Source organism: Niallia sp. FSL W8-0951, assembly GCF_038006525.1.
GTDB lineage: Bacteria > Bacillota > Bacilli > Bacillales > Cytobacillaceae > Niallia > Niallia circulans.
This window is the reverse complement of record NZ_JBBOVK010000001.1, coordinates 4076650-4096916: the sequence shown is the minus strand read 5'-3', so window position 1 is coordinate 4096916 and position 20267 is coordinate 4076650. Positions and strand designations below refer to the sequence as shown.

Below are 20267 nucleotides of genomic sequence, written 5' to 3'. Positions count from 1 at the left end.
GTTATCATTCTATAACGTTAGTTATAAAACGATTTATTGTTGACGTTTGTTTGTTCAGTTTTCAAAGAGCAATTTCATCGTCGTCATCGGCGACTTTTTAATATTACCAGAAGCCATTTTCGATGTCAACACTTTTTTCATTTTCTTTTTTGTTTCATCGTCACTTATTTCAGCAACGAATATTAATATACCACCGTTTAACTCTCTATGCAACTACTTTTTAAAAGAAAAAATATTCTTATTATTCTTCTGTGTATTCTCTCTTTATTCAGATAATATAATAAGGGATAAATAAGTTCTCCTGCTAACCTTATACTATTTTTCTTATCCCTTTCCCCCTCTCTTCTATATAGTTCAACATCATTACTAATATAAAAATACGGCACCTTTTAAGGGTGCCGTATCCTATTTAGCGATGTCTCATTAACGGGAATAATAGTACATCTCTAATAGAAGGAGAATTTGTTAACAGCATTACTAGGCGGTCAATACCAATACCTAATCCACCTGTTGGAGGCATCCCATATTCTAATGCCTCTACAAAATCCTCATCCATTAAGTGTGCTTCATCATTTCCTTGCTCACGTTCTTTTAATTGTGCTTCAAATCTTTCACGTTGATCAATAGGATCATTTAATTCAGTGAAGGCATTTGCATGCTCTCTTCCTACTATGAACAGTTCAAAACGATCTGTAAAACGAGGATCTTTTTCATTTTTCTTCGCTAATGGCGAAATCTCTAAAGGATGACCATAAATGAAAGTAGGCTGAATTAATTTTTCTTCTACTCTTTGCTCAAAAAACTCATTAACAATATGGCCATACGTCATATTTTCATTAATTTCAATATCATTTTCTTTCGCTAATCTCCTAGCCTCTTCCACACTCATCTCTGGCCAGAAGTCTACACCTGTGTATTCCTTAATCGCATCTACCATATGAAGTCTTGTCCATTCTGGTTTTAAATCAACTTGGTAGTCTCCGTATGTTACAGTTGTAGAGCCATGGATTTCTTGTGCAATATGAGCAACTAAGTTTTCTGTAAGACTCATAATATCACGATAATCAGCATAAGCTTCGTAAAGCTCAATCATCGTAAATTCTGGATTATGTCTTGTTGATACTCCTTCATTACGGAATACGCGGCCAATTTCGTATACTTTTTCTAATCCGCCAACTATCAATCTTTTTAAATGAAGCTCAATAGCGATACGCATATATAAAGGCATATCTAACGCGTTATGATGTGTAATAAACGGACGTGCAGAAGCTCCACCTGCAATAGAATGCATCATTGGCGTTTCTACTTCTAGATAGCCATGGCTATCTAAATAACGGCGCATGGATTGAATGATCTTGCTGCGCAGAATAAATGTATTCTTACTTTCTTCACTTGAAATTAAGTCTAAGTATCGTTGGCGATAACGTTGCTCAATATCTTTCAAACCATGGAATTTATCAGGTAAAGGACGAAGAGCCTTTGTAAGTAAAGTAAAATCTTGAACCTTAACAGAAAGTTCCCCTACGTTCGTTTTAAATAAAACACCTTCTACACCAACAATATCTCCTAAATCCACAGAGTTAAAAATAGCGTATTGCTCTTCGCCTACATTGTCTTTACGAACATACAGTTGAATTTGTCCTTCAAGATCTTGAATATGAGCAAATCCAGCTTTCCCTTTTCCTCTTTTTGTCATTACTCTTCCCGCAATAGAAACAGAGATATTCTTTTCCTCTAGTTCTTCTTTATCTAGAGATTCATATTGTTTTTTTAAAGCTTCAGATAAATGAGTTCTATCAAAACGTTTACCAAACGGATCTATTCCTTGTTCACGCAACTCATTCATTTTGTTACGTCTAACTAGTAATTGGTCATTTAAGTTTAATTCTTCATGACTCATGCTTAATCATCTCCAACATCTTTTTTATGTATGATCACCTAAAAAAGGAATCGTTCAATTTATACATACTTTATTATTCTACACAATGTCACGAATACAGACACTAAAAAAGAAAAAAAACTGTTAGATTTTTTGTCTAACAGCTTTATTTTTACACATATTACAGGAAATTTAAACAGTTACGTTCAAAATTAACCTACTTCGATTTCAGAATGTCCTCTTGCTTCTACTTCCAAGACTAATGCATTCAAGATCGTTACTAATTGTTCCCTAGTCTCACATTCATTAATAGCACTTCTTGTTTTCGCATTTCCTTTAATGCCCTTCAAATACCAAGCAGCATGTTTTCTCATTTCTCGAACGGCTACATACTCCCCTTTTAAATGGATTAACCGATCCAAGTGCAAGATGCATACATCCATCTTCTCTCGAACCGATGGATCACTAACTAACGCACCCGTTTCTAAATACTTAACCGTACTATAAATCATCCACGGATTTCCAAGCGCAGCTCTTCCAATCATAACACCATCACAGCCAGTTTCATCTAACATTCTTTTCGCATCTTGGGGTGTATTTACATCTCCATTCCCCATTAAAGGAATATTGATTGATTGTTTTACTTCACGAATAATATCCCAGTTTGCAGTCCCTTCATAAAGCTGGACACGAGTTCGGCCATGCAGGGCAACCGCCGCTCCACCTGCGCGTTCAACCGCTTGAGCATTTCTTACTGCATATATATGGTCTTCATCCCAGCCCATACGCATTTTAACCGTTACTGGTTTACGAACATTTTCTACAACAGCAGAAACCATATCATAAATTTTATCCGGATCTAACAGCCATTTAGCCCCTGCATCACATTTTGTAATCTTTGGAACCGGACATCCCATGTTAATATCGATAATATCTGCATTGGTATTCTGATCAACAAATTGCGCCGCTTCTACTAATGTTTCCTTTTCTCCGCCGAAAATCTGTAAACTCATTGGATTTTCACGCTCATCAATATAGAGCATGTTCATTGTTTTTTTGTTTTTTAAAACAATCCCTTTATCACTAATCATTTCCGCACAAACAAGACCCGCTCCAAATTCCTTCACTGTTAGACGAAAAGCAGAATTTGAAATACCAGCCATTGGCGCAAGAACAACACGGTTACTAATTTCAACATTTCCTATTTTAAACAATCTTTTACCTCCCTGATGAACCGTGCTTATTTATTTTGAAGTGGATCTAACTCTTCTCTCGTTATCTTTAGCACATCTACAATAGAATCAATCATTTCTTCTGAAGGCATCCGATTACCTCGCTCAATCTCTCCTAAAATAGAAACAGAAACGAGTAACTCTTTTGCTAAACCTTCCTGTGTATATCCTTTTAGCTTCCGAAAAGCCCGAATACGTCTTCCCCATTTTTCCGTTGTTTCCATACCCTTACTCCTTCTCTATCTCGCAAAAGCTGCAAACTTTCTTTTAAAAGTATTGGTTTATTTGGTAACTTTATGTCTGGAGCAATTTCTATTAATGGCACTAAAACAAATGCTCTCTCTTCTATTCTTGGATGTGGAATAATCAGCTTCTCTGATACTATATTTTCTTGATTATACAATAAAATGTCAAGGTCTATTGTTCTTGGCCCCCATCTAATTATCCTTTTTCTTCCAAGTTCACTTTCGATATTTTGACATTGTTCTAATAAGGAACATGGATTTAAGGAAGTTTCAACCTGTATGACAATATTCAAAAATAGTGCTTGTTCCTCATATCCAACTGGATCCGTCTCATAAACAGATGAAATATTTACCACCTTTATCTCTTCCTGATTATGTAGCATTTGTACAGCTTCATGTATATATTCCAACCGATTTCCTATATTCGACCCTAAAGATAAATAAACTTTATTCATTCTTTTCTTTTCCTTGTGATTTCTACCGCAACTGATTTATAGTGTCCTGGAATCGGTGGATCTGGCTTAATGATCCGAACTGTTAATCCTTCAATAAGAGAGTAGGATTCTAATAATTTTTTTGCAATATTCTCCGCTACCGCTTCAATCAATTTATATGGCTCCCCTTCCACAATCTCCTTTACATCGAAGAATAGCTGGCCATAATTAACCGAATACTGTAAGTCATCTGTTGCTCCCGCTTTTGCTAAATCTACATCTGCTTGTAAATCCACTATAAAACGCTGGCCTAACTTAGTCTCTTCTTTAAACACACCATGGTAACCATAGAACTCCATTTGGTTTAATATTATTTTATCCACTGTACTCACCCTTTCCCATCAAAGCATCCATCATCCGCGCCATTCTTGTCATTTCTTTCACATCATGAACGCGAATTAACTGACATCCTTTTTGAATGCCATAGCATATAGTTGCACCTGTTCCTTCTAATCGTTCGCTAACAGGTAAATTTAATACATGGCCAATCAATGATTTCCTCGAGGTTCCCAACAAGACAGGATAGCCCATTTCAACAAGCTTATCTAAGCCGCGCATCATGTCCAAATTCCCCTTTAAATCTTTCGCAAATCCAATACCTGGATCAAGAATGATTTTCTCCGCAGAAACTCCAGCTCCCTTTACCATATCAATACTTTCCTGCAAATCAGACACTACATCTTCCAAAAAAGAAGTATAGCTAAGATTATCTCTATTATGCATTAAGATAATAGGAGCTTGATATTCAGCTGCAACCTCAGCCATACTAGGGTCTCTTTTTGCTCCCCATATATCATTGATAATATGAGCACCCGCCTGTAAAGATTGTCTCGCCACTTCTCCTTTATATGTATCAATCGATAGAGGAACATTCACTTCGTTAGCTAATCGTTCAATAATCGGAATTACCCGTTCTAATTCTTCTTCAATCGATATTTCTGTATAACCTGGTCTGGTGGATTCCCCTCCTATATCAATAATATCTGCTCCATCCTCCACCATCTGGACGGCATGTTTAACAGCTCTATCCATTTCGTTATATTTTCCTCCATCAGAAAAAGAATCAGGATTTACATTTAAAATTCCCATGATGATTGTTTTTTGATCATAGTTTAACGTATATGGACCACAATCAATTTTATTTACCATTCCCTTATTCCCTCCAACTCTTTTACAGACCATAATTGATTCGTATGTTTTCTATATTCATTATATAGCATTGTAACAACAGGACCCTCTTTTCCCTTATATTCATACTTATCGATTCTTTTAATCGGAATAATTTCCTGAATGGAATTTGTTGCAAATATCTCTTTGGCACTTGCAAGAATATCTCGTGAAAAAATGCCTTCTTTCACAGCAACCCCATAAACCTGTGCAAGTTTTACAATAAACTGCCTTGTGATGCCATTTAATATTCCTGTCTGCAAGCTAGGAGTATAAAGCTCTCCATCTACAACCCAGAAAATATTAGAGGTAATACCTTCTGCTAAATATCCTTCCTTCGTCAAAAAAATTCCTTCCCTCGTCGGCTCTGGCCCAATCTCTCTCTTGGCAAGAATATTATTTAAATAATGATGTGATTTTAAGCGAAAGAATCCCTCTGGTGTATTCCTTGGAACTGTGACTATTTGCCCTGTTTTTTCAACCATACCAGCTGCCTTTGGAAGAGGTTTTATATACACAATCGTATTTGGTTGTGTATACGGCTCTGTTTGCAGTCCAATCATGCCATTTCCTGCTGAAACATTCCAGCGGATATAGGCATTTTCTATGTTATTTATACTGAGCAGTGCTTTTATAATAGATACTGCTTCTTCTCGCTCATAAAATTTTTCTATATTCAGCTCCGATAACCCATCATTTAATCGTTTAAGATGATCATCTAATAAGAAAGGATGTCCATCATATACACGCAATGTTTCAAATAAGCCTAAGCCATACATAAATCCATGGTCAAAAACAGAGATAACCGCTTCTTCCTGACGAATTATTTGTCCATTTAAATATATATACATCTTCTACTTAGTTCCTTTTTGATAAAATTGGATAAAATTATGTAAGATTTCCATCCCAGCCTTAGTCATGATAGATTCTGGATGAAACTGAACTCCTTCGATAGGAAGTTCTTTATGTCTAAGCCCCATAATCTCTCCTTCTTCCGTCCAAGCAGAGATCTCTAAACACTTTGGCAATGATTCCTTTTTTACAATCAGCGAATGATAGCGCGTAGCTGGGAAGGGATTAGGTAAACCATGAAAAATTGTTTGATTATCATGATAAATAAGGGATGTCTTTCCGTGCATTAAATTGGTCGCTTTCACAACCTCTCCTCCAAAAACCTGTCCAATTGCTTGATGACCAAGGCACACACCAAAAATCGGTATTTCACCAGCAAAAGTACGAATCGCTTCCAAACTAATACCTGCATCATTGGGCGTACATGGTCCAGGAGAAACCATTAAGTACATTGGCTTTTCCCCTTTAATCTCCTCGATAGAAGTCTCATCATTTCTTTTCACTTGCAGTTCCTGCCCTAATGAACCTAAGTATTGGACTAGATTATAGGTGAAGGAATCATAATTATCAATCATATAAATCAATTGCCATCACCTAATTTCTCTTCTGCTAATTCTTTTGCATTCCATAACGCTCTGGCCTTTTTCATCGATTCTTTATATTCATTTGCAGGAATAGAATCAATTACAATCCCCGCACCTGCTTGTACATATGCTTGGTTTTCCTTCACCAACATAGTTCTGATCATAATATTCAATTCTATATCATGGTTAAAACCAATCCATCCTAATGAACCGGTATATGGGCCTCGTCGCACCGGTTCTAGTTCCTCAATAATTTCCATTGTTCTTATCTTTGGCGCACCCGTAATGGTTCCACCAGGAAACATACTATCAATAAGATCATACTCATCTTTATTGTCCGCAAGCTGCCCTTTTACATTAGACACAATATGCATAACATGAGAATACTTTTCTATTACCATAAATTCGTCTACTCGAACACTTCCGTACGCACATACTCTCCCTAAATCATTTCTTTCAAGGTCTACTAACATTACATGCTCTGCTCTTTCCTTTTCACTCTCGATTAATTCACGAGCAAGCTCTGAATCCTCTGCTTCATCTCTCCCACGGGACCTTGTTCCTGCTATAGGTCTTGTACTTACGTCCTTTCCCTTCTTTTTAACTAGTAATTCTGGTGATCCACTAACTAGCTGAAATTCAGGTGTATGAAAATACCCCATATAGGGAGAAGGATTTAAAACTCTTAGCTGCTGGTAGACATCAAGCGCAGATACATGCAGTGGTTTAGCCTGCCGAACTGACAAGTTAACCTGAAACACATCTCCTTCAGAAATATAGTTCTGAATTCTGCGGACAGATTGTTGAAATTCATTGTCTTCCATCGATACTTTTAATTCTGACGATTTCTCTGCATGTCCTTGAACTATCTCTTCCTTCTCTTCATCTATCCAGCCTAGCATATAGGATTCTACTTTATCTTGAATCATCGCTAACTGATTTTCTTCATATAAGGCTGAAATCCATAATTTATTTTCTTTATGATCATAAGTAAACCATTCTTCGAATAACAAAAAGAAAACATCTGGTATTTCCATATCATCTGTCGTCAGGTTGGGGATTTTTTCAATATAACGGATATAATCATAACTAACGAATCCTATCGCTCCACCTTGGAAATCTGGCAGCTCTGGATTAGTCTCTACAACATACTTATTCATCACTTCTTTTATAGAATGAAGGGGATTTCCTTCGATTCGTACAGTTCCTTTTCCGTCTATCACTTCTAAACCATTATTTCTGCCTATCATTTTCACTATAGGTGAAATTCCGCCAATACTATACCTGCCACCACGTCCACTTTCTAATAGAACATAATGGGACTTATCTTCAGCAAGGGTTAAAAAGCGCCTAAAAAACTGGTCATATGATAGAGGAATAGTCTTACTATATACTTTGTAATTTTTCAAACAGACTTCGCTCCTTATCTTTTATCTGTTCTCATCATACAAGATGTACCGAGAGAAATACAAAAAAATCACCTATTTGTCAGATAGCTGCATAACAGGAGTTTTTTAATCAAAAAAAACAAAAAGCCCCCTTTTCAAAGGAGGCCTATTTCCAAGGCTGATTTTTATCCTTATTCTTCATCAAATTGATAAAGAGGTGTGCTTAGGTAACGTTCTCCATTACTTGGGATAATTGCAAGTACTTTTTTACCTTTTCCTAGCTCTTTTGCAACTTGTAATGCTGCATAAATAGCCGCACCAGAAGAAATTCCACCTAATACGCCTTCTTCTTTCCCTGCACGACGAGCATATTCAAAAGCGTCTTCATTTGTAACCTTAATAATACCGTCATAAACTTCACTATTTAAAATTTCCGGAACAAATCCAGCACCGATACCTTGGATTTTATGCGGTCCTGGTTTTCCACCTGAAAGTACAGGAGAATCAGCAGGTTCTACTGCATATATTTTAATATCGCTATATTTTTCTTTTAGTACTTCCCCAGCACCAGTAATGGTTCCACCTGTACCGATACCAGCAATAAACGCATCTAAGCCTTCCTCACCAAAGGCCTCCACAATTTCAGGTCCAGTTGTTAATCTATGTACTTCAGGATTAGAGATATTTTTAAACTGCTGCGGAATAAAGTAACCATTTTCTTTTGCTAATTCTTCCGCTTTACGAATAGCTCCACCCATGCCCTCTGGTCCAGGAGTTAATACTAATTCAGCACCGTAAGCTTTCAATAGTCGTCGACGTTCCACACTCATCGTTTCAGGCATAACTAAAATCGCACGGTAACCTTTTGCCGCAGCAACCATCGCAAGGCCAATACCAGTATTTCCACTTGTTGGTTCAATAATCGTACTGCCTGGTTTTAAATCCCCGCTTTTTTCCGCAGCTTCAATCATCGCAAGCGCAATTCGGTCTTTTACACTGCTTCCTGGATTCATATATTCTAACTTCAAATAAACATCTGCACTTGAATCGTCCACTAAACGATTTAATTTAACAATGGGTGTGCCACCGATAAGATCTACTACAGAATTTGCGATTCTTGACATTTTCTATCTCCCCTTATCTTTATTCCGAGTATTTTAATTGGTTTTATAATATTAATTTACCAAATACCTCCTTTGTTTGTCAATCGATATGTTTGTATTTTCGGAAAAATTAATCATTAGTTCGGTTCTGTCGAAGTTTTTACTTAAATCAGGGACAAAGTGGTTAAACACATGGAAGTAAGAGCCAAATCGTTGAGTATATAAACCAAATTTGTTTTTCAACCAAGCCATTGGACTTCCAGACAAAAATTTCCTTTTTTTAACCGACCACATCATCTCCACTCCATTACAAAAACGGAAAACATTCTTCATAAAAAACACCTGCAAGGGATAATGAATCCCAATTCTGCAGGTGTCTAATAACTATTTTGCTTCTTCTAATAATGTTTCTAGCTCATCCTTTGTAAACAGATATTTCTCATTACAAAAATGGCATTCTGCTTCGGCTTGTCCGTCTGTGTTGATAATATCTTCGATTTCTGCTTGACCTAAACTAATAATTGCATTTGAAAATCTTTCTTTCGAACATGTGCATGTAAAGGAGATTGGCATATTTTCAATTATTTTCACATTATCTTTTCCGCAAATTTCTTCTAAAAGCTCTTCTGGCGTTAAACCTTTTTCAATTAATTTCGAAATGGGCGGAATTTCACTTAATCTTTGTTCAATCTTTGTAATCGTTTCATCTTTCGCTCCAGGCATTAATTGAATAATGAAACCGCCAGCAGCTAAAATGCTGTTATCTGGGTTTACTAAAACTCCTACTCCAACAGAGGAAGGCACCTGTTCTGAATTAAACAAGTAATAAGTAAAATCCTCTCCAAGCTCTCCAGAAACAATCGGCACCTGTCCAGTGAAGTAATCACGCATTCCAATATCCTTTACAACAGATAGTGTGCCCTCTGTTCCTACAGCTCGTTTAACATCTAATTTTCCATGTTCATTTAAATCGAAATGAACTTGCGGGTTAGTAACGTAGCCGCGTACTTCCCCTTTAGCATTTCCGTCTACTAGGATAAGACCAATCGGACCACCGCCATCGATTTTCACTGTTAGTTTTTGATCTCCCTTTAGCATAGCTCCTAGCATTGCTGTAGCTGTTAATGATCTTCCTAGAGCAGCTGATGCTGTTGGCCAAGTATGATGTCTTCTTTGTCCTTCTCCTACTGTTTCTGTACTTCTGACTGCATACGCACGAACTTCACCATCAAACGCTAACGCTTTTACTAAATAATCGCTCATTGTTTACTCCTTATCTTTAATCAGTTAATGAACGGAATGAAAGTTCCGTTTAAACATATTTTATTTTAGTGTATCCTTATTCTTCTTATAAATAAGCTGTAACCCTTTTAAAGTAAGAAATGGGTCTACTTCATCAATAATATTTGACTCTTTTGCAATAAGGTTCGCTAATCCACCTGTAGCAATAACCTTTGGTTGTAAATTGCTTTCTGCCTTCATCCTTTTCACAATGCCTTCCACCTGGCCTACATACCCAAAAAGAATTCCTGACTGCATAGCTGAAACGGTATTTTTACCAATTACTCCTTCTGGTCTTGCAATTTCAATACGCGGTAATTTGGCCGCTTTTGAATACAATGCCTCTGTCGCAATATTAATACCAGGCGCTATCGCTCCACCCATGTATTGCTTTTGCTCATTTATATAACAAAATGTTGTAGCAGTCCCGAAATCAACAATAATCAACGGGCTCCCATATTCATGAATAGCCGCAACTGCATTAACAATTCGATCAGCTCCGACTTCCTTAGGATTATCATATTTTATGTTTAGTCCCGTTTTTGTTCCTGGACCCACAACTAACGGTTTTAAGTGAAAATACTTTTGACACATTCTTTCTAAAGAAAACATAATTGGAGGAACAACGGAAGAAATAATTATTCCATCAATATCTGAAAACGTTAAACCGACATAATCAAATAGGGATTTAATGATCATACCATATTCATCTTCCGTTTTATAACGATTTGTTTCAATTCTCCAATGATGCTTTAATTCTTCTTTATCATAAACACCTAATACTATATTTGTATTTCCAATATCAAAGACAAAAATCATTATAGTCACCACTTTTTATTAATTTCATTTTCCCGTCATTATCTCGTATCACTTTATTTACTTAGGAAAGCTATACCTAGAGTCTATCCAATACTGGAAATATCATAACATACAACCAGAAAGAGACAAAGCCTAAAGCAATGACTGCTTCGAAAAGATACGGTTGTAAAGGTTTTGACAAAAAAAAGACACGCTCGAAAGCGCATCTTTTTCCAACGATTACTCGTTATCATCTTTTTTGTTAATATTTACTTTTAGATCTTCCGTGCCTAAGGTAGTATCGGCCTTTTTCGTACGGTCAGGCAAGACACCATCTTTGTATAAGCTATTGATTTGTTCTGCATCCAACGTTTCAATTTCAAGAAGTGTTTCAGCGATTAAGTTCAACTTCTCACGGTTTTCTGTAAGAATTTGTTTTGCTCTTTCGTAACATTCTTTTATAATTCGTTGAATCTCTAAATCAATGTCATATGCAATTGCATCTGAATAATTTTGTTCATTATTTAAGTCACGACCTAGGAATACTTGACTTTGCGCTTGACCAAATTGTAATGGTCCAAGTTTATCACTCATTCCATATTCTGTTACCATTTTACGGGCAATACCTGTAGCTCGTTGGAAATCATTATGAGCTCCAGTACTTACTTCCCCAAATACGATATCCTCAGCAACACGACCGCCAAGTAATCCAGTAATCTTATCAAGAAGCTCTTGTTTCGTCATTAAGAAACGATCTTCCTTAGGAAGCATAACTGCATATCCACCAGCTTGGCCTCTAGGTACGATTGTTACTTTATGAACCATATCCGCCTCATCTAATACAACACCAATAATCGTATGTCCAGCTTCATGGTAAGAAACAATGTTTCTTTCTTTTTTGGAAATAACACGACTTTTCTTGGAAGGTCCAGCAATAACACGATCTGTCGCTTCATCCATGTCTTCCATGTCGATTTTCTTTTTATCCGCTCTCGCTGCAACAAGTGCAGCTTCATTTAGAAGGTTTTCTAAATCCGCACCAGAGAATCCTGGAGTACGTTGAGCGATGCTTTTTAAATTAACAGACTCATCTAACGGCTTATTACGAGCATGTACACGTAATACCGCCTCACGACCATTAACATCTGGTCTATCTACCGTAATTTGTCGGTCAAAACGACCTGGACGTAACAATGCAGGGTCAAGAATATCAGGACGGTTTGTAGCAGCAATGATAATAATCCCTTCATTTGCACCGAATCCATCCATTTCAACTAATAGTTGGTTTAACGTTTGTTCACGTTCATCGTGTCCTCCGCCTAAACCAGCGCCACGCTGACGACCTACAGCATCGATTTCATCAATAAAGATAATACAAGGAGCATTTTTCTTCGCATTTTCAAATAAATCACGAACTCGAGAAGCCCCTACCCCAACAAACATTTCCACGAAGTCAGAACCACTGATAGAGAAGAAAGGTACACCAGCTTCTCCCGCTACAGCTCTAGCAAGTAATGTTTTACCTGTTCCTGGAGGTCCATTAAGCAGGACACCTTTTGGTATTCTAGCACCTAGCTCAGCAAATTTCCGTGGATCTTTTAAGAATTCCACCACTTCTACCAGCTCTTGCTTTTCTTCATCTGCGCCCGCTACATCATTAAAGCGAACCTTTTTCTTTTCTTCATTGTACAGTTTTGCTTTACTCTTACCAAAGTTCATTACACGGCCGCCGCCGCCACCTTGGGCTTGATTTAACAAGAAGAAAAATAAGATAAAAATAATCACAAACGGAATAATTGAAGTAAAGAATGTGATCCATCCACTTGTTTCTTGTGCAGGCTTGACATCGATTTTGGAACCTTCTGTAGCAGCCTTTAAGATCACTTGAGCATTTGTTTCATTATTAGTTACATAGGAAACAAACGTTTCATTTTCTTTATAACCTTTTAATTTCCCGCGTATTTCAAGGACACCTCTTTCAGGCTGCTGCGTTATTTCGGCAACATCACCAGCATCAAGGTGATTTATTAATTCAGTATATGTTAATTGCTTGGTAGGCTGATTATTTCCATTGAAAAAACTAACCACACCGATAATTACTAAAAATATTAATAAATAAAAAATGGTATTACGAAAAATACGGTTCATCCCTTACCTCCTCCCACGGTAAACAAACTATAGAGTATAGTAACATAGAAAATTAAGTAAATTCAAGGAATTACCCTCTCCGGGCTAGAATTCCTCTTTTCATGTACTTATTCACTGTCACTCGTATAAACTTCCGGTTTTAAAACACCAATATATGGTAGATTTCGATACCTTTCCGCGTAGTCTAATCCATAGCCAACAACAAAAGCGTCTGGTACGATAAATCCTACATAATCAGCTTTAAGATCTGTCTTTCTACCAGTTGGTTTATCAAGAAGTGTCACAATTTTGATTGATTTTGCTTTACGATAACGGAACAACTCTACAAGATAGCTTAAAGTTAAACCACTATCAATAATGTCCTCGATAATTAGTATGTCTCTTCCTTCCACAGAAGTATCCAAATCTTTTAAGATTTTTACTTCTCCAGAAGATACAGTAGAATTACCGTAGCTTGACACATCCATAAAATCCATTTCAAGGTATGTATCCACGCGCTTTAAAAGATCTGCCATAAAGGGCATAGCACCTTTTAATACTCCAATTGCCAAAGGAAATTTATCTTGATATTCCTCTGTAAGCTGAAATGCCAAATCTTTGATTTTACCTTGTATTTCCTCTTCAGATATCAATATTTTTTCAATATCGTGTTTCATTTCTTGTGTGCCCCCTAGAAGATCATTGCTTTTTATATGTTATTAATAGATTACTACCACTATTCGTATTACTATGAGAATATATCGATTTTTTTAGTCCTGGAATCCAAAGAATTTCACCTTTGCTATCCGTAACGATCGGCCAATTCTCCCTCTTATGGATTGGAATCTTTTCATCGATAAAAATACGGTTCACTTTTTTCCTTCCAACCATCCCTTTCAAATGAATTCTATCGCCATCTCTTCTAGTACGGATAATAAGAGGAAAGGAAATAGAAGATGCATCCAAAAGAATACAATGGTCATCAATAATCGTTTCACCGTCTATATATTCTACCTTAATATTGTACCCATTTGGTAATAATAACTCTCCCATTTTTGATAATTCATAATAAAAGGATTGTGCTGGAGAAAAATTAAGTTGAAAATGAAGAAAATGATACGACTTTTTCACTTTCAAACCATTCGGGAGATCAATATTTCCAGAAGAATGAGGACTCTTAAGTAATATCATCATTTGCTCAGTATGTAATGCGGATAATGAAATAGGTATCTCGTCATAGAGATAATTTAATATTAGTTGAATACATCTTCTTTGTAAAGGAATAGCTATTAAAAGAAAACGATTAATATCAACTACTACTTCCGCAGCCTTTTTTTCAACCATTACATCAGAAAGCTTTTCTTCAGCCTGCTTCATTAAATAGGTTTCATCGTCTGTTAATTCTTCACTAAACCGTTGAAAATGCTTCGCCGCATGAATATTTTCTTTTTTTAAAAAGGGCACAACGTGTTTTCTATATCTATTGCGGCTATAGGTATCTTTTTCATTGCTTGGATCTCTTCTTGGATTAAGATTATGTACTTTACAATATTCCTCAATGTCTTCCCTTTCTAAACATAAAAAGGGACGAATAATTTTCCCTGTACCAAAAGGACGCATAAAAGGAATTCCAGCCCTTGCTTTCCCTAAACTTCCTCTCGTTAATCGCATTAAGATAGTTTCTATTTGGTCATCTCCATGATGACCTAACGCTAAGTAATCTAAGTTATGCCTTTTCATTACTTTTTCATAAAAGGAATACCTGCATTCTCTTGCTGCTTTTTGTGAATTCATTCCTGTTTTTTGGATAAATGCTGGTAAATCTATTCGCTCCCAAGAAAAAGGAATGTTTCTTTCTTCACAGAACGATTTTACAAACTCAGCTTCATCGAGCGACTCCTCCCCTCTAAACATATGATCCACATGTCCAGCAAAAACCTTGATTTTCCATTCTTCTTGTTTTGTCCATAAAAAATGAAGAAGCGCTAAAGAATCTGGTCCTCCAGAAACTCCAACCAAGATTTTCTTACCTTCTAGGTTCATATTTTTTCCTTGCAGGTAATTTAAAATTTGATCCTCAAACATTTTTCATTACTTCCTTATCACTATCACTATTCTACCGGCCTTGATGTTATTACTTTTTCATCAGAGGTTGTAGTTACTATAGTCAAGGATATCACTTTTTTAAAAGTGATACCAAAGACTATTCTCTAAAAATTGCTGAAAATCCTCTTTTCAAGTTAATTGACCATATATATACAAAATATAACAAATAGAGATAAGGATAATGATGAGTATAGATTCAGCCCATCCTGCCTTTTTCTTCTTTTTAACCAATTTACTTCTTGTTTGAGCAGATGGAGCAGGTTGAATGTTCGCTTGGCGAGCTTTACTTCTATTCGTTCCAGCTGTTATCGTGCTTCTACTTGTTTTTTTTGATTCTCCACTTGTTAATTTTAAATAATCTAATCGCATTTCTTTTGCCGATAGATATTTTCCTGTTAACGCATTTAGTAGAATCCCCTCGAAACGCATTAATTCCTGCTTTTGTCGAATCATCATATGCAGCTGTTTGATCCCGCCCTCTTTTTTATTAAAGCGCTTTGGATAATAAAGATTTAGTATAATCATCGCAACAGCAAACAAATCATAGCTTGGCTCTGCCTTTCTTGTGCCTGCCCCCCAGTATCCTCTATCAAAGAACTCGGTAAATTCTTTAATCGCTCTCCCTTTTATGGTTGTCCCCCCTACATCAATACATCTAATTCTCGTTGGAGGTCCTGTAATAATCAGGTTTTCTGGTTTTAAATCTCCAAACACCCAATTATTTTCATGAAGATTTTGTAAGTCCTTTAATAATTGGATCATTAGCACATCGATCCATAAGTCTTCCTTATTATGGATAAAGGTTAGTAAATCAGGTCCATTAATATACTCCATTACATAAAAAGAAATAGTTCCTCTATTTGTTACCCAATCATCTACATCTATTAAAGAAGGTCCAAGGCTATAACCTTGGACCTTTGCGAAGGATTTCAAAACATTTACTTCAGAAGTTATAGATACACTGTTGTTGCTTAATTTCAAAGCAACTCTTCCTATTTTGGAATCTGCTAAAAAAACTGTCCCATTCGCTCCATAGCCAAGTTCCTTTAAGATTGTATATTGCTTGTTATGCCACTTTCCTTTTATTACTGTTCCACTATTTATTTTAAATTGACTCTTCGATGTATTCATCATCACTTGAAATCAAGCTCCTTAATGAGCGCTTATGCTTAAAGTAACGAATGGCTTCCTTTAAAGCTGGACCTGTTGGTGTAATGCCTCCTGTCGATAACTTTGGAAAGATACTTGTTAAAGATTCAAGACGAGGTGTCCAATCCATTAATTTTTCGACATCTTTCTTTTTCCCGGGAAATACAAACACAGAGTAGCGATTCTCGCCAGATCGAGCATTCAAGCTTAAAGATAGATCAAGCAAAGCTTCTTTTACAGTTGGTAGTTTATGTTTCATACTAGCGCTTGTATCTAGTAATACTAGCACTTCCAGCTCAACAGTTTCCCCCAGTTCGTCCACAACCTCCATTACCTCTCCTCTTTTTTCGGGAGGAAGATCCTCCATCGTCTTAGAGGAACCTAATATTTGCTGAAGCTCTTTATTTACTACCCCTTGGAGTGTTTGGGTCATCGCCTTTTTTGTTACCATTTGGACAGTCTGACTTAACTGCTGTGCATAAACCACTTGACTAACACCGCCTCCAGAGAGTGCAATGCCTTCAATTTCTTTCATCCCCTGCTCATCAATTGTATCTTGTTCCATTACCCCAATAACATTTACTGTAATTCCTTGTTCATTTGCTAATGCTGCCATTGCGACAGGATCTTCTCCTTTATTAGAACATCCATCTGTGATAAGCAAAATCTGCTTTAACGTACCTGTTTTCATAAATATCTCCCCTCCATCTTTATGAGTTAGTCCCATTCTCGACGAAAAGAGAAGTATTTATACCTGTTCTGAAGGATAAACAGATTAGTATAATAAAAAACTAACAAACAGTATTTTTCTCCTACTGAATGTTAGTCCATTTAAATTTTTATAGAACTAGAAGGACCATTTTAAACTGACAAATTTAGTTTGCAATTTGCTTAAAGCCTTTTACTGGAATGGACGCCCACTTTGGAATATTATGGTCGATTTTCGCAACTAATACGGTCATGTCGTCTTCAATTAACCCTAAGCGGGAGCGGATAACCTCCTCCATAATTAAATCTGCTACCTCTTGAGGGTTCTCTGTTTTTAATTCCTTAATTTTTCTCTTCATCCAAATCTCAAAGTTTTCAACATGTTTTGGTCCTTCAAACACACCATCACTCATCATAATGAGAAGATCTCCAGCCTTTAATTGTTCACTCACAACATCCACATCAAATTCTTGCAGGATTCCCATTGGCAAATTACTTGCCTGTATTTTCATAACCTTTGACCCTCTTTTGATGAAACTAGGTGTAGAGCCAATTTTCAGAAATTTGACTGCTGCGTTTTGGAGATCAATCATTGCTAAATCCAGTGTGGAAAAAATTTCATCCGTTGTTCGCAAAGAAAGAATAGAATTAATTGATTTTATCGCTACTTGTTCTTCAATCCCTGATTGCAGAATTTTTTGCAATAATTGAAGGGTCTCTTCACTTTCTACATGTGCCCGCTTCCCATTCCCCATTCCATCACTAATTGCCATAGCGTATTTACCTAAACCTAGTTCAATAGTAGAGTAGCTATCTCCTGAAATAAACCCGCCATCCTTTGCTGCATGCGCAACACCAGTCTCTATTGTATAAGCTTTTGCTGACCGGAATGTTGCATGACTATAGTCTTTGGAATACTCAGAAACCTCCTCTTTATTTACAATAATGGTCTCGCCAAGAATATCGGATAGCATTGGTGCAATTAGTTTTTCACATTCTCCGTAGCCTGTATTGTATGGAATAGTGATATCGATATCTACATTTCCTTGTTCCAAGCTGTATATTTCAACATTTTCAATATGAATGCCAAACTCTTGAATAGCTTCTAGGATTAATTCCTCCTGCTTGTAGTGATTTTCTCTTTCTCTTTGAATTTCTTTCGCAAAATCACCCATTACCTCAGAAACACCGAGCAATTGATCTGCAACTAATTTTCTGCTTTCCTGTACTTGTTTTTTTAATTTTTGATTTGCCTGATACAATGTCAATTCTTGATGGATTGCATCTGTCACCTTCTTCGACCTTGTACAATGCTTATCCCACTCCCTTTGAAGGCTAGAGGAAATATTCCCACCAGTATCAGCCATTTCAGTCATAATATCTTTCATATAGTCATAGGTTGTATTAAAGTTACGTGCCCAGCAATGTTCTTTACGAAAACATGTCTGACACGTCTTTTCTGTCACATTGCTTAAAAAGTAGTCTAGCTCCTTGTCTTCTTCCTCTATCATTTCACTTATATTTGTGGGAGAAAAACTTTTAGAGAGTGCTTGAAATACATTGGAAAACTGAGATACTCTTTGAGCTGTTACATCTCTCATTTTTCTCATATATTGCTGTTGTTCTTGGGAATATTCTGCTGTTCCTGGTATATGCTTTGCTATGCGTGAGGTTAAACTTCTCGGTGTCATAAGAAATAGGAAAACAGCTATAGTTGTTTCCATCAATGAAACAGATAGGACGCCCCCACCTTCTCCATACATGCCAATAAGGAGAGTAGCAATAAATAAACCAAGTGCTACACCGATTTTCTTTCCTTCTTTCAGCAATCCACCTAGAAGACCAGAAAAAGCCAATAAGCTCATATGATAGAAGCTAGAGATGCTTGCAAGACTAAAAATTAATCCGGTAACAACGCCAACAGTCGAGCCAATAGTGGCCCCTGCAATAAAGGAAAAGAGGAGAACTAAATAACGAGACATAATATGTTCAATCGATAAGCCATAAACAGCCCAGCCAATTGTTCCAGTCATAATAGAAGCTAGCATAATGATAAGACAGACAATTTCTTCTGTTTTAAGGGCTTGTCTTCTTTTATTGACCGTGAGTAACGGCAGACTTTGTAAAAAAATTAATGTAAGTATATAGCCAAGACTTCCTTCTACAAACGCTAACATTCCACCATACAGTGTAAAACCATTTGTTAAAAGATAGGCTTTCACTAAGCTGCCTAAAAAGACTAGTCCAAACACAAATAATGGTACAAGTTGCTGCTCTTTATTTTTCCAATTTAAAATGATTTTATAGCTAATCAAAAAGAAGAAAGACAAGACAAAATTAGAAGCTGCCTCTGTTACCCCTAAAGTAGCAGCACCGGCTATTAATCCAATAAGCGCGAGTGGTGCTTTATCTTTCCTTGATAGATATACTGCTGCAAAAAATGGAAGAGCAAAAGGAGTAAGTTGTCCTAATATTAAGGCTCGTCCAAGTAAAAAACCGAGAATTAATAGTAAAAAGCCTTTTACTAAAAAGAAGTTTTCTACTTTTGTATAAAATTTATGAACTAATGAACTGAAGCTATCCCGTGACTTCCCAAAATCAACTTCACCAATCGGATCGATTATATCCCTTTCCACTTTCTCCATAAACCACACTCCCTAACAAGTATCGTTGCTCCACATTATAGAAGGTAGATATTTAAAAGTTTGTCAAAATAACGAAGCAGTTCCAATCTTTCGCTCGACTTCTTTCCTCCAATTTTTTATGGAAATACAAAATTCGATAGATTCCTTCTATCCAGGAAAAAGTAGTTACTTTATAATTAGTGAGCCTTATCAACAGACAAGCTTAATATAAATGGTCTTTTCTACTGTCACTTTTTTTATATTTCTTGCTTGTTTTTGTCATTTCATGCAATATGCTTTTTGGTCTTTCTACTCATTAACAAGTGCTTAAACATACATTAAACTACCCTATTAAATAAATGTCTAAAATCTATTGACATTGCGATTATTTATTTGTATTATATTAATTGTCTTGTTAATATTATGGCGGTGTAGCTCAGCTGGCTAGAGCGTACGGTTCATACCCGTGAGGTCGGGGGTTCGATCCCCTCCGCCGCTATCCAAAAAACCACGTAAAAAAATTTACGTGG

At 36.5% G+C, this 20267-nt stretch carries 18 protein-coding genes and 1 tRNA gene; 1 reads left to right on the top strand and 18 read right to left on the bottom strand.

All coding sequences use genetic code 11. From position 1 onward, the window contains the following. Window positions 1-409: 409 nt before the first annotated feature. From lysS to spoIIE, 18 genes are all read right to left on the bottom strand, one after another. The gene (lysS, locus tag NSS71_RS19955; RefSeq protein ID WP_047944408.1) at window positions 410-1900 is read right to left on the bottom strand and encodes a lysine--tRNA ligase; all 1491 of its coding nucleotides are present in this window, start codon (window positions 1898-1900) and stop codon (window positions 410-412) included. Window positions 1901-2091: 191 nt separating this feature from the next. Next, window positions 2092-3093: a tRNA dihydrouridine synthase DusB gene (gene dusB, locus NSS71_RS19950; protein WP_047944407.1), complete on the bottom strand. Its 1002-nt coding sequence runs from the start codon at window positions 3091-3093 to the stop codon at window positions 2092-2094. Window positions 3094-3119: 26 nt separating this feature from the next. Then, window positions 3120-3335: a helix-turn-helix domain-containing protein gene (locus NSS71_RS19945; protein WP_047944406.1), complete on the bottom strand. Its 216-nt coding sequence runs from the start codon at window positions 3333-3335 to the stop codon at window positions 3120-3122. Continuing rightward, the gene (gene folK, locus NSS71_RS19940; RefSeq protein ID WP_047944405.1) at window positions 3284-3811 is read right to left on the bottom strand and encodes a 2-amino-4-hydroxy-6-hydroxymethyldihydropteridine diphosphokinase; all 528 of its coding nucleotides are present in this window, start codon (window positions 3809-3811) and stop codon (window positions 3284-3286) included. The genes NSS71_RS19945 and folK overlap by 52 nt, the downstream gene beginning before the upstream one ends. Next, entirely contained in the window at window positions 3808-4173 is a 366-nt protein-coding gene (folB, locus tag NSS71_RS19935) for a dihydroneopterin aldolase (RefSeq protein ID WP_047944404.1), read from the bottom strand. Before folB ends, folK begins: the two co-directional genes overlap by 4 nt. Then, window positions 4166-4999, bottom strand: a complete 834-nt coding sequence (folP, locus tag NSS71_RS19930; RefSeq protein WP_061801112.1) for a dihydropteroate synthase — start codon at window positions 4997-4999, stop codon at window positions 4166-4168. The genes folB and folP overlap by 8 nt, the downstream gene beginning before the upstream one ends. Beyond that, window positions 4993-5868, bottom strand: a complete 876-nt coding sequence (pabC, locus tag NSS71_RS19925) for an aminodeoxychorismate lyase (protein WP_341151956.1) — start codon at window positions 5866-5868, stop codon at window positions 4993-4995. The genes folP and pabC overlap by 7 nt, the downstream gene beginning before the upstream one ends. 3 nt (window positions 5869-5871) lie before the next feature. Continuing rightward, window positions 5872-6453: an aminodeoxychorismate/anthranilate synthase component II gene (gene pabA / locus NSS71_RS19920; RefSeq protein ID WP_047944401.1), complete on the bottom strand. Its 582-nt coding sequence runs from the start codon at window positions 6451-6453 to the stop codon at window positions 5872-5874. Further along, window positions 6450-7862 carry an anthranilate synthase component I family protein gene (locus NSS71_RS19915; protein ID WP_095320977.1) on the bottom strand — a complete coding sequence of 471 codons (1413 nt, stop codon included), beginning with the start codon at window positions 7860-7862 and terminating at the stop codon, window positions 6450-6452. The genes pabA and NSS71_RS19915 overlap by 4 nt, the downstream gene beginning before the upstream one ends. Window positions 7863-8032: 170 nt before the next feature. Continuing rightward, the gene (cysK, locus tag NSS71_RS19910) at window positions 8033-8965 is read right to left on the bottom strand and encodes a cysteine synthase A (RefSeq protein WP_047944399.1); all 933 of its coding nucleotides are present in this window, start codon (window positions 8963-8965) and stop codon (window positions 8033-8035) included. Between the two features lie 363 nt (window positions 8966-9328). Further along, entirely contained in the window at window positions 9329-10207 is an 879-nt protein-coding gene (gene hslO, locus NSS71_RS19905) for an Hsp33 family molecular chaperone HslO (RefSeq protein WP_095323098.1), read from the bottom strand. A gap of 60 nt (window positions 10208-10267) precedes the next feature. Beyond that, window positions 10268-11044 carry a type III pantothenate kinase gene (locus NSS71_RS19900; protein WP_341151955.1) on the bottom strand — a complete coding sequence of 259 codons (777 nt, stop codon included), beginning with the start codon at window positions 11042-11044 and terminating at the stop codon, window positions 10268-10270. A gap of 219 nt (window positions 11045-11263) precedes the next feature. Further along, window positions 11264-13171, bottom strand: a complete 1908-nt coding sequence (ftsH, locus tag NSS71_RS19895) for an ATP-dependent zinc metalloprotease FtsH (protein ID WP_047944393.1) — start codon at window positions 13169-13171, stop codon at window positions 11264-11266. A 107-nt stretch (window positions 13172-13278) separates the two neighbouring features. Next, the gene (gene hpt, locus NSS71_RS19890) at window positions 13279-13827 is read right to left on the bottom strand and encodes a hypoxanthine phosphoribosyltransferase (protein WP_047944392.1); all 549 of its coding nucleotides are present in this window, start codon (window positions 13825-13827) and stop codon (window positions 13279-13281) included. Between the two features lie 22 nt (window positions 13828-13849). Continuing rightward, entirely contained in the window at window positions 13850-15235 is a 1386-nt protein-coding gene (tilS, locus tag NSS71_RS19885; RefSeq protein WP_047944391.1) for a tRNA lysidine(34) synthetase TilS, read from the bottom strand. 150 nt (window positions 15236-15385) lie between these two features. Next, the gene (locus NSS71_RS19880) at window positions 15386-16393 is read right to left on the bottom strand and encodes a serine/threonine-protein kinase (RefSeq protein ID WP_328283079.1); all 1008 of its coding nucleotides are present in this window, start codon (window positions 16391-16393) and stop codon (window positions 15386-15388) included. Further along, entirely contained in the window at window positions 16362-17096 is a 735-nt protein-coding gene (locus NSS71_RS19875; RefSeq protein ID WP_047944388.1) for a vWA domain-containing protein, read from the bottom strand. The genes NSS71_RS19880 and NSS71_RS19875 overlap by 32 nt, the downstream gene beginning before the upstream one ends. A 184-nt stretch (window positions 17097-17280) precedes the next feature. Beyond that, entirely contained in the window at window positions 17281-19758 is a 2478-nt protein-coding gene (spoIIE, locus tag NSS71_RS19870; RefSeq protein ID WP_047944387.1) for a stage II sporulation protein E, read from the bottom strand. 404 nt (window positions 19759-20162) lie between these two features. Here spoIIE and NSS71_RS19865 point away from each other — a divergent pair. Next, window positions 20163-20236: transfer RNA gene (locus tag NSS71_RS19865), tRNA-Met, on the top strand. Window positions 20237-20267: the final 31 nt, after the last annotated feature.

Coding starts and splice junctions, on each gene's coding strand:
- lysS (WP_047944408.1), bottom strand. CDS start 1,900: ATGAGTCATGAAGAATTAAACTTAAATGACCAATTACTAGTTAGACGT.
- NSS71_RS19945 (WP_047944406.1), bottom strand. CDS start 3,335: ATGGAAACAACGGAAAAATGGGGAAGACGTATTCGGGCTTTTCGGAAG.
- folK (WP_047944405.1), bottom strand. CDS start 3,811: ATGAATAAAGTTTATTTATCTTTAGGGTCGAATATAGGAAATCGGTTG.
- folP (WP_061801112.1), bottom strand. CDS start 4,999: ATGGTAAATAAAATTGATTGTGGTCCATATACGTTAAACTATGATCAA.
- pabC (WP_341151956.1), bottom strand. CDS start 5,868: ATGTATATATATTTAAATGGACAAATAATTCGTCAGGAAGAAGCGGTT.
- cysK (WP_047944399.1), bottom strand. CDS start 8,965: ATGTCAAGAATCGCAAATTCTGTAGTAGATCTTATCGGTGGCACACCC.
- hslO (WP_095323098.1), bottom strand. CDS start 10,207: ATGAGCGATTATTTAGTAAAAGCGTTAGCGTTTGATGGTGAAGTTCGT.
- NSS71_RS19900 (WP_341151955.1), bottom strand. CDS start 11,044: ATGATTTTTGTCTTTGATATTGGAAATACAAATATAGTATTAGGTGTT.
- ftsH (WP_047944393.1), bottom strand. CDS start 13,171: ATGAACCGTATTTTTCGTAATACCATTTTTTATTTATTAATATTTTTA.
- hpt (WP_047944392.1), bottom strand. CDS start 13,827: ATGAAACACGATATTGAAAAAATATTGATATCTGAAGAGGAAATACAA.
- tilS (WP_047944391.1), bottom strand. CDS start 15,235: ATGTTTGAGGATCAAATTTTAAATTACCTGCAAGGAAAAAATATGAAC.
- NSS71_RS19875 (WP_047944388.1), bottom strand. CDS start 17,096: ATGAAAACAGGTACGTTAAAGCAGATTTTGCTTATCACAGATGGATGT.
- spoIIE (WP_047944387.1), bottom strand. CDS start 19,758: ATGGAGAAAGTGGAAAGGGATATAATCGATCCGATTGGTGAAGTTGAT.